Below are 12,927 nucleotides of genomic sequence, written 5' to 3' on the forward strand. Positions count from 1 at the left end.
AGGTCATGGAGAAAAACACCCAGGGACCAGTCGGCACTGGGCCAGCCAGGAAGGGGCCAGCCGAATGTCAGCGCTGCGCCAGTTTCAGATCTGCGCCGGTGTCCACATCTTGCAAAGCGTCGATGAGGGCCACGCGATGATCGGGCAGACCCTGCAGGGTGTCGGCCAGCGCGTGTTCGCTGGACCAGCGCACTGCGGTGAACAGCCGCTTTGGCAGGCGGTTGGGATATCTGGCGCCGATTAGCCAGTATCCCCCGTCGAGCGCTGGGCCAAAGACCACATCATGGCTGCCCAGGGCGGCAAAGGCGCGGGCAATATGGCTGCGGCGGATCCCCGGAATATCGCCGCCTATCAGGCAAACGGGTCGCTGCGAGAAATTCCCGTGACCAAAACTGCACAACATGCGACGCATCCGCTGGCCCAGATCTCCTGTGCCAGCGCCAGACGCGGCAGATCCCCTGGCCAGAGGCGGGGGGCCTGCGCCAGATCCGGTGCAACGGCGAGCACGATCTGCCAGCGGGGATCGCGCAGAGAGCGGATCAGCCGGGCGCTTTGATGGCGGAACCACCAGGTAGCGGCAATTTTGCCGATATCGCGGCCAAGGCGGGTTTTGACCCGTCCGGGGCGCGGCTCTTTCAGCATGATGACCAATACAGGTTTCACGCCAGCTCCAGCACCATATCGCGGTGATCAATTCCGGCATCATCGTAGACCGGGCCAAATGCCTTAAAGCCGAGCTTTTGGTAGAACCCAAGGGCATGGGTCTGCGCCCCCAATTTGGCCTGTGTGACACCGGGGGTCGCGCGTGCGATGTCTATGGCCGCCTTTATCAGGGCAGCCCCCAGCCCGGTGCCGCGCATGGGTTGCAGCACACAGACCCGGCCAATCTTTGCGACTTCAGACTGAAAGACGATGCGGGCCGCGCCAACAGCCACTCCGTTTTGCGTCGCCAGAAGATGCGTCGCACTGGCATCCAGCGCGTCGATCTCTTCCTCTATCGGCACAGCTTGCTCAACGACAAAGACCTGATGACGCAGCGCAAAACAGCTCTGGTGATCCGTGGTGACGGTGATCGCGGCAGGGATCTCACCGCGCACCGGGGTTTCGGGGCTCATGCAAAATAGTCTTTCAGGATGCGGCCATAGATCGCTTTCAGCTGATGGATCTGGTCAACCGGCACGCATTCATCCACCTGATGCATGGTCTTGCCGACCAGCCCGAATTCAACCACCGGGCAGTGGTGTTTGACAAAGCGTGCGTCCGAGGTGCCGCCGGTGGCCGAAAGCTCTGGCTTGAGGCCAGTTTCGGCCTCGACGGCAGCCGAGACCAGATCCGACAGGGCACCGGGCGGGGTGATAAAGCTCTCGCCCGAGATCTTTATCTGCATCTCAATCTGGGTGCCAAACTCTGCCGCAACCCTGTCGGCCTCGGTCTGCAACCAATCGCTGAGGCTGGCACCGGAATGGCTGTCGTTGAAGCGGATATTCACGGTCGCCCGGCTTTGGGCGGGGATCACATTTGTCGCCGGATTGCCGGTGTCGACGGTGACCACGGCCAGAGTGGAGGCGTCAAAATGTGTGGTGCCCTGATCGAGTTCGTGACTGGCGAGGCGATCCATCAGCCGCACCATGGCATTCAGCGGATTGTTGGCACGATGCGGATAGGCCGAGTGCCCCTGTTTGCCGGTCACGGTGATCCAGGCCGTCATAGAGCCACGGCGGCCGATCTTGATCATCTCACCCATTGTATTGGGGCAGGTCGGCTCTCCGACCAGACAGACATCCATCTGTTCGCCGCAGGCTTCCATATGGTCGAGCAGTGCGGTGGTGCCATCCAGCGCGTCACCCTCTTCGTCGCCGGTAATGGTCAAAATCACCGCGCCATCGGGCGGGGCTTGGGTGACAAAATCAATGGCGGCGGCGGCAAAGGCAGCAACGCCGGATTTCATGTCGGTGGCGCCACGGCCATACATAATGCCGTCTTTGATCTCGGCCCCAAAAGGCGGCATGGTCCAGGCGGCCTCATCCCCCAGCGGCACAACATCGGTATGACCGTTAAAGCCAAAACTGCGCGCGTGCCCCTTGTCGCCCCAGCGGGCAAACAATTAGCGATGCCACCGCGATCCACCCGGGTGCAGGAAAAGCCCGCCTGCGACAGCAGATCCTGCAGCAAGACCAGTGCGCCGCCCTCAACGGGGGTGACGGATGGGCAGCGGATCAGCTCTGCTGTCAGGCGGGCGGGGTCGATCAGGTTGGTCGACTCGGGCGGGGTCGTGGACATGACATAGCTCCTGTAGGGCACCAGGGCTGGCGCGTCTGAATGCTGTTTGCCTTGATTTATCGCGCTTTGCGGGGGCGTGCAAACGACACTGCCGCAACAGGCGGGTATCGTCGGGGGTAATCATCGCCCTGATCGCAGCAGCCCAAAAGGGGCAGCCCGTTTGCAACGCTACAGCGCAGCGCGCTGCCGGATCATGGGCGCCTGAGGTCTGTATCCGGTGCGAGAGGCTTTGATGCAGCAGTTCCGGCTGAACCGCGCGTTTGCTGAACGGTTCAAGCTTGTATGGATATGGGGAACCGCCTAAGACGGATTTAGAAATTCTATATTTGGCTTTAGGTACTGATTTGCGACAACTTCGCTTCATCCTTGCATCTATGCTCCTGCTGTGGGGAAATGTTCTGGCAGCGCAGGTCATAGATATCAACACAGTGACGCGTCCGCCCTTTTCAATGATTGAAAAGGGGAAAGATACCGGGTTCTCAATTGAGTTGCTGCGTGAAATTGCCAGCCGATTAGAGTGGACGCTTACGATCAATCGCACAGACTCGTTTTCCAGCATGCTGGAGGGGGTGCGCGACGGCGAGGTGGATCTTGCGGCTGCGAATATCTCGATCACTGCGGCGCGCGAGGCGGTGATGGATTTCAGTCAGCCGGTTTTTGAAAGCGGTCTGCAGATCATGGTGCAGGCTGATGACGTGCGTGAGCCGTCGCTGTTGCACGCCCTGATGTCCTGGGATCTGGCCTTTGCCATCGGGCTGGCCTTCTTGCTGTTGCTGGTTGGAGGTATGTTCATGTGGGCGATGGAGCGCCGGGCCCAGCCTTATTTTGACCGTCCTTTGAAAGAAGCCTGGTTCCCCTCCTTCTGGTGGGCGCTTTAACCTCGTGGTCAACGGCGGCTTTGAAGAGCGCGTGCCCCGGACGCCCATTGGACGGATGTTTGGTGTGCTTCTGGTGCTGTCGTCGCTGTTTATCGTCTCGATCTTTGTGGCCAAAATCACCGCTGTTATGACGGTCGAGGCCATCAGCGGCTCGGTGTCTTCGGTGAACGATCTATATGGCAAACGCACCGGCACCATTGAGGGCTCGACCGCCGCAGGCTTTATGCAGCGTCGCGATATTGACTACTATGGCTACCCTGATCTGGACACGCTGCTGCAAGCCTTTGAGGCGGGTCACATACGCGCGGTGGTTTTTGATGCGCCTGTGCTGAACTACTATGTGCAGCATGGTGGCCATGAATACGGTCGCACCATCGGTCAGGTGTTTTTACGGGAATACTATGGTTTTGTGTTCCCGCAGGGCTCTGAGCTGACCGAAAAGGTCAACCGCACCTTGCTGGAGATGCAGGAAGACGGCGGCTATGAGGCGATCTACCGCAAATGGTTTGGCCGGTTGCAGTAGCCGCCGGAGCCAAAATCTGGCCGGGAGCCCTGCTTTAAGCCCCCCGTTTGCAGCCTGCTCAGATCAGCTGATCTGAGATGCGCTGAGACTAGTGGCGAGACTAGTGATAGGTTGGCTCATCGCCCTCAAAAAACGGTGTCATCTGGGCGACGATCACAGAGTTCTCTTCCAGCGCGCGCTGCATCAGGGCGCGTTCTTCTGCACCGATGTCATGGCCTTCCTCTTCGCGCTCTGCAAGGGTGCCATAGCCGGTGACATCCAGCGGCGCTGTCTCGGCCTGTTTCAGGATGGCGACAGTCTCACGCACGGCTTCGGCCTCATCCACGCCAGAGGCATAGATCATCAGCGCAGCGCCGGTGGCACCATCGGGGAGACCATCGCCCTCTTTGCGGCCGATCTGAACCAGCAGCGTGTAGACCTGCTGACGGGATATTTTCTTTTTTTCCATGCCGCCGCCATAGCCTCGCTGGCCTCTGGCGGTCAACCGAATTCAGATTTGTCATGGGGTGAGCAGGGCAGGGTCGTCGCATAAATGCGCCTCTTTACACGGCGTTAAGCAAGAAAAACTTAAAATGAGGAAAACGATTCCCCTTGGCCTCTGAATGGCTGTCCACTCTAAACGGCTGGCCAATGGGGGAAATCCAATTTTTTAAAAGGTCATTGCATGCCAACCGCGTCCGAGCTGCCTATTGATACCACTGCAACGGCAAACCAAATGGCCGAGGCGATGTTTGGCAATGGGATCTCCATCCAAAGCGCCAGCTATACCGGGGCGCAGGCCTCCTCTGGGATTTATTCTGACGGCGACAACACCGCCCCCGGAGTGACCCCATCCGATACCGGCGTGATCCTGTCGACCGGTCGGGCAACAAGCCTTACCAACAGCAGCGGTGATGTGAACGCGCACAGCAATACCTCGTCAAATATGCATACCGCAGGGGACAGTGATCTGTCGCAAATTGCCGGCGGTACAACCTTTGACGCCGCTGTTTTTGAAGCGGAATTTATTCCAAGCGGGTCAACCCTGACCATGCAGTTCACCTTCTCTTCCGAGGAGTATCTGGAATATGTCGACGCGGGGTTCAACGATGCGGTGGGCGTCTGGGTCAATGGTGAAAAGGCCGAGCTGACGATTGGCGATGGTGATATTTCCATCGACAACGTGAACACCGGCTCAAATGAAAACCTTTATATCGACAACCCGCAGGGTGATGATCTCTATAACACAGAGATGGACGGGTTTACCGTAACCCTGACCCTGAAGGCGCCGGTCAACCCGGATGAGGTGAACACGATCAAGATCGGCATCGCTGATGCCGGCGACGCTATTTATGATTCCAACCTTCTGATTGCAGGCGATTCCATCCAGACGCAACTGGTGGCCGAAGACGACGAGATCTCTGTTGAAGAAGGCAGCTCGCAAACGCTGGATGTGCTGGCCAATGATGACCACGCGGCCGGCACCACTCTGACAATTACCGAAATCAATGGACAAGCCGTTGTGGCGGGATCGACCGTCACCCTGGCAGATGGCGGAGAGATCACACTGAACGCCGTGGCACCATGACTATTTCGGGGCAGGACGGTGTGGATGCGGATGAGCAGACGGTGTTCTCCTACACGGTCGTAGACGAGATCGGCAACTCGGATACCGGCCTGGTTGAGGTGACAACCACCCCCTGTTTTGTTGCAGGCACCCTGATAGAAACCCCATCGGGTCCGGTGCCGGTCGAAGATCTAGAGCCCGGCGATCTGGTTCTGACCCGCGACCACAGGGCGCAACCTCTGCGCTGGATTGGGAGCACGCGGCGCCGTGCCGAAGCGCGTGACGCACCGGTGCAGTTTGCCGCCGGCGCTTTGGGGGCACATCAGGCGCTTGAACTCTCTCCCTGTCACCGCGTGTTGCTACAGGATGAATGGGCCGACGTGCTGTCTGGCGTCTCTGAGGTCCTGGTCAAGGCCCGCGATCTGGTCAATGGCCACAGCATATCGCGCCGCGAGGACGCCCGCCCGGTCACCTATGTGCATCTGCTGTTTGATCAGCATGAAATCATCTGCGGCAACGGATTGGAGAGCGAAAGCTATCATCCCGGCGAAGAGACACTGGATAGTTTTGATGCCGAGACCCGCGCAGAGGTGCTTGCGCTGATGGGCGGCGACATAGCGGGCTATGGCGCCAGCGCCCGGATGTCCCTGAAACCGTTTGAGGTGCAGGCTTTGCAACTGCAATCCGGTCTGCAGGCCTAGGACGACCCGGCATCTGAGGCTGGTTTTAAAAGCAGCAGTGAACAAAAAACGCGCGCCCCCAAAGGGAGACGCGCGTTTTTCATATCTGGCCTGATCAGGACTGATCTGTGCTAGTCGCGCAGCAGCTCGTTGATGGCAGTCTTTGAGCGGGTCTGTGCGTCAACGCGTTTTACGATCACAGCACAGTACAGGCTGACATTGTTCTTTGAGGGCATGGAACCTGAGACGACAACCGAATAGGGCGGCACTTCGCCATACATGACTTCGCCGGTTTCGCGGTCAACGATCTTGGTGGATTTGCCGATATAGACACCCATCCCCAGAACTGCGCCTTCGCGCACGATGCAGCCTTCGACCACTTCCGAGCGCGCCCCGATAAAGCAGTTGTCCTCAATGATGGTGGGGCCGGCCTGCATGGGTTCCAGCACGCCGCCAATACCAACGCCGCCCGAGAGGTGCACGTTCTTGCCGATCTGCGCGCAGGAGCCAACGGTGGCCCAGGTATAAACCATGGTGCCCTCATCCACATAGGCGCCCAGGTTCACAAACGAGGGCATCAGCACAACGCCGGGGGCGATAAAGGCGGATTTGCGCACGCTGCAGTTTGGCACGGCGCGAAAACCAGCCGATTTCCAGTCTGCTTCACCCCAGCCGAGGAATTTGCTGTCGACCTTGTCCCACCAGCCGACACCCTGCGGACCACCGGACTGCATTTCCATATCCTTGATACGGAACCCCAGCAGAACCGCCTTTTTGGCCCACTGGTTGACGTGCCAGTCACCGCTGTCCAGCTTTTCCGCAACGCGCAGCGTGCCAGAATCCAGCGCCTGCAGAGTGGCCTCGATGGCATCGCGCTGCTCGCCTTTGGTGGCGGGGGTGATTGTGTCACGGGCCTCCCAGGCGGCCTCGATCGCGGTTTCCAGCTGAGCGTTGGACATGGGGGGTACTCCGGCGTGTTTAAAATTAGGATTCGCAGCTTTCTAACGGCAATCGGCGCGCAGGTCATGCCCGGATTGCAGTCATTGTGGCGTCATACCAGTGTTTTGACCTCGTTAGCGCACCCGGCGCAGGTGACGGCGCAGAATTTCACAGGCCGCATTGGCATCGTGCCGCCTGATTGCCTGCAGCAGCGCGGCGTGATCCTGATCGACGCGGGGCCGCCACTGGTGTTGCCAGTTGGCAAAAAGATGCCGCGCCGAGGCGATATGCAGATCATCAATCGCTGCCAGCAGCCGCGGCATTTGGCAGGGGGCAAGCAGGATCCGGTGAAAATCCCGGTTGCGCCGTTCCCAGCTGGCCATGTCCTCGGCTTCGTCGCAGGCGATGCGTGCGCTTTCGGCACGGGCAAGGTCTGCGGCTGAAAAATGGGCAAAGGCATGGGTGAGCGCCAGCACCTCGAGCGAGACCCGCATTTCAATCACTTCGCGAATCTCAGACGGGTTGAGCGCGCTGACGCGGGTGCCGCGCCGGGGTTCCGAGATCGCCAGCCCATGCGCTTCCAGCCGCAGCAGCGCTTCGCGCACCGGCACATGGCTGGTGTCAAAGGCGCGGGCAATGTGATCCTGGCGCAGCTTCTCGCCAGCGCTCAGCGCGCCTGTGACGATCTGCTCGCTCAGGGCCTGGTAGATGCTATCTGCGATTGTTGCGCTCATGTCAGGTCGATAGGATGCGTTTGGGCCCGGTGCAAGTCTCAGGCCAGTGGATCGGCGGGCGATATTGCCACCACAGAGCAGAACCGCAACTTTTTCGCCGGGTGCAGGCTTATAGGCACCGGAGGTCAGTGCGGCGAGGGCGGCTGCCCCCGCGGGCTCTACCAACAGGCGGCGCTGGCGCCACAGGGCGGTTTGGGCTGCTGTGATGGCCGCATCGCTGACGGTGAGCGCGGTCAGATTCCGGGCCGCCGCCAGATCAAAGCAGATCGACCCAATTCTGCGCGCCCCCAGGGCATTTGCCGCCACGCCAGAGACCTCGACATCCACGGGCGTTTGGGCATCGAGTGCGGCATGCAGAGCGCAGGAGGTTTCAGGTTCTACCGCGACAATCTTGCGACTGTTGCCAAACCAGGCCATCGCGCCGGCGATCAGCCCGCCGCCGCCCACGGCGATGAGGACCGTGTCTGCCTGCAGCCCCTGAGCCTGCCATTCGGCAAAACAGGTGCCCTGTCCAGCCACAGTGCCGGGGGCATCATAGGCATGCACCTGCATCGCGCCGGTCTCAGTCTCATAGGCCCTGGCCTGCTCCAAAGCGTTGGCATAGGCGCCGGGCACCACCTGCAAATCAGCGCCGGTTTCACGAATCAGTGCGATCTTGGCCGGGCCGGCCATTTCGGGCACATAGATCCGCGCCTTGTGGCCCAATTGGTGCGCCGCATAGCCCACGGCGGCACCGTGGTTGCCCCCTGAGGCGGCCACCAGACCTGCTGCCGGGACGTCCTGGCTCAGCAATGTGTTGAATGCGCCCCGCGCCTTGAAGCTGCCGGTGTGCTGCATGTGCTCCAGCTTCATCTCAATGGCGTAGTCGAGACCAAAGCCGCCACCAAAGCCTCGGGTCTGCATCACTGGCGTGATCTGTACATGGCCTGCAATGCGCGCCTCGGCGGCCTTGATCTCGGTGATCCAGTTTTCGGCAGTCCAGTTTGTGTGGGTGCGGTCCATGTGCGATGTCTCCTGTCTGCAGCGCCCAGACCTTAGCGATTGCCGGGAGCGGCACAAGTCCCCGTGAGGCAGCGTCAATTCGCTGACCAGGGGCGTTTGTGGGGCTGGTGCCTCTGGCCGCAAGAGGGCTATGCTGGGCCTCTTGATAGTTAAACAGGATTGCCCGAGACGCCATGAGTGATGACCGACACAGCCGCTTTAGGGATGCCCATACCGACAAAAGCCGCGCCGAACATGTGCCACAGACCCCGCAATCCGCGTCTCCGGCGTATCGGCTGGCCTTTGCGGATGAGGAATTCCTTATCCGGGACGAGCTACGCCCGGTGCGCCTGCAGCTGGAACTGCTGAAAGCGGAGCTGATGCTGAATGAATTCGGTATCGACAGCACCATCGTGATGTTTGGCGGCGCCCGCATCCCAAGTCCGGCCAGCAAGGGCAGTGCACGCACCCAGACCCTGGCAGAGCTGTCGCATTTTTACGACGAGGCCCGGACCTTTGCCCGCGTGATGACAGAGCAATCAATGGCCAAAGGCGGGCGTGAGAAAGTGATCGTCACCGGAGGCGGTCCTGGCGTGATGGAGGCGGGCAACCGTGGCGCAGCCGATGCGGGCGGGCATTCTGTTGGGCTCAGCATTGTCTTGCCGCACGAGCAGGCACCCAATGGCTATGTGACGCCTGATCTGAGTTTCAACTTCCACTATTTTGCCATCCGCAAAATGCATTTCCTGATGCGTGCGGCGGCGATCTGTGTTTTTCCGGGCGGCTTTGGCACATTGGATGAGATGTTTGAAAGCCTCACCCTGATTCAGACTGGCCGTATGGATCGGGTGCCCTTTATTCTGTTTGGGCGTGCCTTCTGGGAGAAGATCATCAACTGGGAAGCGGTGGCGGATGCCGGCACGATATCAGACCAGGATCTCGATCTGTTCAGATTTGTCGAGACTGCCGAAGAAGCGGCAGAGATCATCAACAACTGGTCTCCTGCGCCGGCGCGCGATAGCCTGCCTGGCCGCGAACGCTGAACGGAACTCAAAACCGACCCTCACGAGCCGGACGTCCCCTGTGGTGTTGGGGGCGTCTGATCACGTGAATTCTGATCAGGTAAATTCCGGGGGCAGCACACCAATTTCGGTCCCCTTGGGCAGGCGTGTCAGGATCTGTGCGCCTTCGACGCGTTTGATCGCATAGCCATAGCCACGCAGCCGGAACTGCCATTCACGCGGGCTCAGGGCTTTTTCACGCTCAACACGGATCAGTTCCAGAACACCGGGGTCCAGTTGGGTCTGCGGTGTGGTGGCGGAAACTACTGGGGTCATGCTCTTTCCTCTCATGTTTTCTTGATTGTTCTTAAAATTGAAACTGTTGGATGCTTGTGGCGGCATTATATCTGTTTTGAGGAAAGAATGTGGCAGGCCGCGTGGTGGGGTGTGCCCGCGCACAAGCCGCGATGCAGCACCAGTCTGCCAAACCATGCTGGCTTGTTAACAATTGTAAATATGGACCATACTTTGGCCACAGTCCGTTTGGCGGCATTTTGGTACGAAAGGCCCTCTTCCTATTAGTCCATAAAGTTTTCAGTACTTTGAAAATAAACAGATATTTTTTTCAATTTTACTTGTGGGAAACGATTCATTGTTTCGAATTGTGGACCGGACCGTTTCCGAAAGCCCTCCTGTCCAACTTCACTAGGTCACATTTGTTTAAGACATTGGGCCCGTGGTGATTGGAGCGTGGGCACATGGAAGTATCAGACTATACAGCTTTGTTGGGGTATCTGGAGACAGAGGCCTATCGTTGGAATGCGATTGCAGACCTTGGAACGCAGGCCGTCGTGACATACTCGTTCTACGAGACGGAGGCCCTGCCCGAAGTAGAAGGCAGCAGTGTGGGTCTGACAACCTACTGGTCCTTTGATGCAGCACAACGGGCCAGCTTTCGTTCCGCACTGGATGAATTTGAAGATGCCGCGGGGCTGGTGTTTGTCGAGGTCGAAGGACCTGCAATGATCAATGCCTTTGGCTATGATATGTTCAGCTCGACAAATGGGTGGGCCTATTACCCCTACGTGACCGAGTATTCGACCTCTTCAGGGGATCTGGCCATTGGCGGCGGTGATTTCAGCATTGGTGGGTCGCAGTATGACACGATGCTGCATGAAATCGGCCATGCGGTTGGCCTGAAACACCCCCATGATGGGGATCACGCGCTGGAAGACAGCGCCGACAACCGCAGCAATACGGTGATGACCTATACCGCTGGCAATGGAACTGAGCTGGGAGTCTTTGACATAGAGGCCCTTGAGCACATTTATGGCAGCTCTGACGCCTTTGATGGCTGGCGCGTGTCGAGCGTTGGCTCTGATGCTGTTAAGATCCGCTCCACTGGCCGGTCCGACGAAATTCTGACCGCTGATGTTGATACCATCGTTCTGGCCCGTGGTGGCTCGGATATTGTTGTGGGCCGCCAGGGCGACGACAAGCTGATTGGCGGTGGTGGCGCAGACACTCTGTCTGGCGGTGACGGCGATGACCGGCTGGTGGGCGGGGGTGGTCAGGACGTTCTGATTGGCGGCAGCGGTGATGATATCATGAAAGGCGGCGGCGGCGCGGATGTCTTTGTCTTTACTGATGCTGACTTTTACGACAGCAATACCATTTGTGACTTCAAATCCGGCGTCGATGTTATCGACCTTACCGAGATGGACCCTGACTATATTGGTGAGCTGCAGGTGACCGTCACAGCAGACGGCACAACCCTGAATTACTATGACTGGTTTGAGATTGAGCTGGCAGGGTTTACCGGTAGCCTGAGCGCTGACGACATTTTGTTCAGCTAATCCAGCCTTTGAGGGCCAGAAGTGGCCCCGGATCTCAAAAACGCCTCCGCTCCATTAGGTCCGGAGGCGTTTTGGGGTCTTACAGCAGGCTGTTCTGGGCCAGAGTTGGGGCCAGAGTTGAGGCCGGAGTTGGGGCCAGGGTCAGGCCTGGGTCGGTGTCATGATTTTACACCGGCCTCAGCTTCGATCTGTTTGCGGCTTTTGCGGGCGCGCTCTGTTGCAGATTTCAACTGGCCACAGGCCGCCATGATGTCTTCGCCGCGCGGTTTACGGATCGGTGAGGCATAGCCAGCATCGTGGATGATATCCGAGAACGCATGGATCCGGTTGCCTGAGGAGCGCTTATACGGCGCACCGGGCCATTCATTAAACGGGATCAGGTTGATCTTGGCGGGAATGCCCTCGATAAGTTTTGCCAGACGGTGGGCGTCTTCCTTGCTGTCGTTTACATGGGCCAGCATGACATATTCAAAGGTGATCCGCTCCGAGTTGGACAGATGCGGATAGGCACGCAGAGCCTCCAGCAGCGCGGCGATGTTCCAGCGCTTGTTGATTGGCACCAGCTTGTCGCGCACCTCGTCGGTGGTGGCGTGGAAAGACACCGCCAGGAGGCAGCCTATTTCTTCGGCGGTGCGGGCGATCTCTGGGACCACGCCTGAGGTCGAAAGCGTGATGCGACGACGGCTGAGCTGGATGCCTTCCGGATCCATGGCGATTTTCATCGCGTCGCGCACATTGTCAAAGTTATACAGCGGCTCACCCATGCCCATCAGCACGATGTTAGACAGCGTGCGCGCCTCATCGGGGTTGCGGGTGCCGGGCACGGGCCACTCATCCAGATCATCACGGGCCATCATCACCTGGCCGATGATTTCAGCCGATGTCAGGTTGCGCACCAGTCTCTGGGTGCCGGTATGGCAGAACGAGCAGGTGAGCGTGCAGCCAACCTGGCTGGAGATACACAGCGTGCCGCGGCTGTCTTCCGGGATATAGACCACCTCGACCTCGTGGCCGCCGGCGATACGCACCAGATATTTACGGGTGCCATCCTCAGAGATCTGCCGGGTGATCACCTCGGGGATGGTGATCTCAAAGCTTTCTTCCAACTGGGCGCGCAGAGCTTTGGAGAGATTTGTCATCTCGGCAAAGTCGCGTTTACCCCATTGATAAATCCACTGCCAGATCTGGCCGACCCGCATCTTTGCCTGTTTTTCGGGTGTGCCGATATCAATCAGCGCCTGGCGCATCTGGTCACGGGTCATCCCCACGAGGTTGGTCTTGCCGCCCTCGGGCAGTTTGCGGGGCAGGGTCAGAACGTCTTGGGTGATCGGCGCGTTGGCGGTCATGGCAGCTCGACTCAAATGTTGGAGGCAGGATGGGGCTCTATATAGGAGAAAGCGCAAAGATCAAAAGATTACTTGCCGGGATTTTCTGCCTATTAGGCTATGGATGGTCCATAACTTGAGTGTAACTTGACTGTAGCTGGCCTGTGGCGGGGGGGGGGGCCCG

10 protein-coding genes and 4 pseudogenes are annotated in these 12,927 nt (G+C 59.0%); 5 read left to right on the forward strand and 9 right to left on the reverse strand.

The genetic code is table 11. The features are described 5' to 3' along the window. Positions 1-67: 67 nt before the first annotated feature. From B4968_RS17060 to dapE, 3 genes and pseudogenes are all read right to left on the reverse strand, one after another. Positions 68-663 (reverse strand): annotated as a pseudogene (locus B4968_RS17060) (TIGR04282 family arsenosugar biosynthesis glycosyltransferase). Next, positions 660-1,115 (reverse strand): GNAT family N-acetyltransferase, encoded by a 456-nt coding sequence (locus tag B4968_RS17065; protein WP_083100629.1) that lies wholly within the window; start codon positions 1,113-1,115, stop codon positions 660-662. The pseudogene B4968_RS17060 and the gene B4968_RS17065 overlap by 4 nt, the downstream one beginning before the upstream one ends. Next, positions 1,112-2,280: pseudogene (gene dapE, locus B4968_RS17070) on the reverse strand (succinyl-diaminopimelate desuccinylase). The gene B4968_RS17065 and the pseudogene dapE overlap by 4 nt, the downstream one beginning before the upstream one ends. Before the next feature lie 374 nt (positions 2,281-2,654). Between dapE and B4968_RS17075 the strand changes: the two are divergent. Further along, positions 2,655-3,681, forward strand: a pseudogene (locus B4968_RS17075) (transporter substrate-binding domain-containing protein). Positions 3,682-3,781: 100 nt separating this feature from the next. Here B4968_RS17075 and B4968_RS17080 read toward each other — a convergent pair. Beyond that, positions 3,782-4,129, reverse strand: a complete 348-nt coding sequence (locus tag B4968_RS17080) for a DUF8846 family protein (RefSeq protein ID WP_083100635.1) — start codon at positions 4,127-4,129, stop codon at positions 3,782-3,784. A gap of 216 nt (positions 4,130-4,345) precedes the next feature. Here B4968_RS17080 and B4968_RS25855 point away from each other — a divergent pair, with 216 nt between their 5' ends. Then, the gene (locus tag B4968_RS25855; protein ID WP_338153300.1) at positions 4,346-5,248 is read left to right on the forward strand and encodes a choice-of-anchor L domain-containing protein; all 903 of its coding nucleotides are present in this window, start codon (positions 4,346-4,348) and stop codon (positions 5,246-5,248) included. Next, entirely contained in the window at positions 5,245-5,928 is a 684-nt protein-coding gene (locus B4968_RS25860) for a Hint domain-containing protein (protein ID WP_338153301.1), read from the forward strand. The genes B4968_RS25855 and B4968_RS25860 overlap by 4 nt, the downstream gene beginning before the upstream one ends. 110 nt (positions 5,929-6,038) lie before the next feature. On the opposite strand, the gene dapD is transcribed toward B4968_RS25860, so the two are convergent. The 3 genes and pseudogenes from dapD to B4968_RS17100 all read right to left on the reverse strand — a co-directional run. Beyond that, on the reverse strand, positions 6,039-6,866 hold the full coding sequence (gene dapD / locus B4968_RS17090; protein WP_083100630.1) for a 2,3,4,5-tetrahydropyridine-2,6-dicarboxylate N-succinyltransferase: 828 nt from the start codon (positions 6,864-6,866) through the stop codon (positions 6,039-6,041). A 114-nt stretch (positions 6,867-6,980) separates the two neighbouring features. Beyond that, positions 6,981-7,580: a GntR family transcriptional regulator gene (locus B4968_RS17095; RefSeq protein ID WP_083100636.1), complete on the reverse strand. Its 600-nt coding sequence runs from the start codon at positions 7,578-7,580 to the stop codon at positions 6,981-6,983. 57 nt (positions 7,581-7,637) lie between these two features. Continuing rightward, positions 7,638-8,582, reverse strand: a pseudogene (locus B4968_RS17100) (threonine/serine dehydratase); the annotation flags it as partial. 173 nt (positions 8,583-8,755) lie between these two features. On the opposite strand from B4968_RS17100, the gene B4968_RS17105 reads away from it, so the two are divergent. Further along, positions 8,756-9,604, forward strand: a complete 849-nt coding sequence (locus tag B4968_RS17105) for an LOG family protein (protein WP_083100631.1) — start codon at positions 8,756-8,758, stop codon at positions 9,602-9,604. Positions 9,605-9,679: 75 nt separating this feature from the next. On the opposite strand, the gene B4968_RS17110 is transcribed toward B4968_RS17105, so the two are convergent. Then, positions 9,680-9,898, reverse strand: coding sequence for a hypothetical protein (locus B4968_RS17110; RefSeq protein WP_083100632.1), 219 nt, complete (start codon positions 9,896-9,898; stop codon positions 9,680-9,682). A gap of 422 nt (positions 9,899-10,320) precedes the next feature. Here B4968_RS17110 and B4968_RS17115 point away from each other — a divergent pair, with 422 nt between their 5' ends. Beyond that, complete coding sequence (locus B4968_RS17115) at positions 10,321-11,418, forward strand: reprolysin-like metallopeptidase (RefSeq protein ID WP_083100633.1); 1,098 nt, start codon at positions 10,321-10,323, stop codon at positions 11,416-11,418. A 158-nt stretch (positions 11,419-11,576) separates the two neighbouring features. Here the strand turns inward: B4968_RS17115 and rlmN are convergent, their stop codons facing one another. Continuing rightward, entirely contained in the window at positions 11,577-12,764 is a 1,188-nt protein-coding gene (gene rlmN, locus B4968_RS17120) for a dual-specificity RNA methyltransferase RlmN (protein WP_083100634.1), read from the reverse strand. Positions 12,765-12,927 lie beyond the last annotated feature (163 nt).

Source organism: Pseudophaeobacter leonis (assembly GCF_002087335.1).
Taxonomy (GTDB): Bacteria; Pseudomonadota; Alphaproteobacteria; order Rhodobacterales; family Rhodobacteraceae; genus Pseudophaeobacter; species Pseudophaeobacter leonis.

Bases quoted from the DNA above. Each gene is read 5' to 3' on its own strand.
- rlmN (WP_083100634.1), bottom strand. From the start codon at position 12,764: ATGACCGCCAACGCGCCGATCACCCAAGACGTTCTGACCCTGCCCCGC.
- B4968_RS17080 (WP_083100635.1), bottom strand. From the start codon at position 4,129: ATGGAAAAAAAGAAAATATCCCGTCAGCAGGTCTACACGCTGCTGGTT.
- B4968_RS17110 (WP_083100632.1), bottom strand. From the start codon at position 9,898: ATGACCCCAGTAGTTTCCGCCACCACACCGCAGACCCAACTGGACCCC.
- dapD (WP_083100630.1), bottom strand. From the start codon at position 6,866: ATGTCCAACGCTCAGCTGGAAACCGCGATCGAGGCCGCCTGGGAGGCC.
- B4968_RS17115 (WP_083100633.1), top strand. From the start codon at position 10,321: ATGGAAGTATCAGACTATACAGCTTTGTTGGGGTATCTGGAGACAGAG.
- B4968_RS25860 (WP_338153301.1), top strand. From the start codon at position 5,245: ATGACTATTTCGGGGCAGGACGGTGTGGATGCGGATGAGCAGACGGTG.
- B4968_RS25855 (WP_338153300.1), top strand. From the start codon at position 4,346: ATGCCAACCGCGTCCGAGCTGCCTATTGATACCACTGCAACGGCAAAC.
- B4968_RS17105 (WP_083100631.1), top strand. From the start codon at position 8,756: ATGAGTGATGACCGACACAGCCGCTTTAGGGATGCCCATACCGACAAA.
- B4968_RS17095 (WP_083100636.1), bottom strand. From the start codon at position 7,580: ATGAGCGCAACAATCGCAGATAGCATCTACCAGGCCCTGAGCGAGCAG.
- B4968_RS17065 (WP_083100629.1), bottom strand. From the start codon at position 1,115: ATGAGCCCCGAAACCCCGGTGCGCGGTGAGATCCCTGCCGCGATCACC.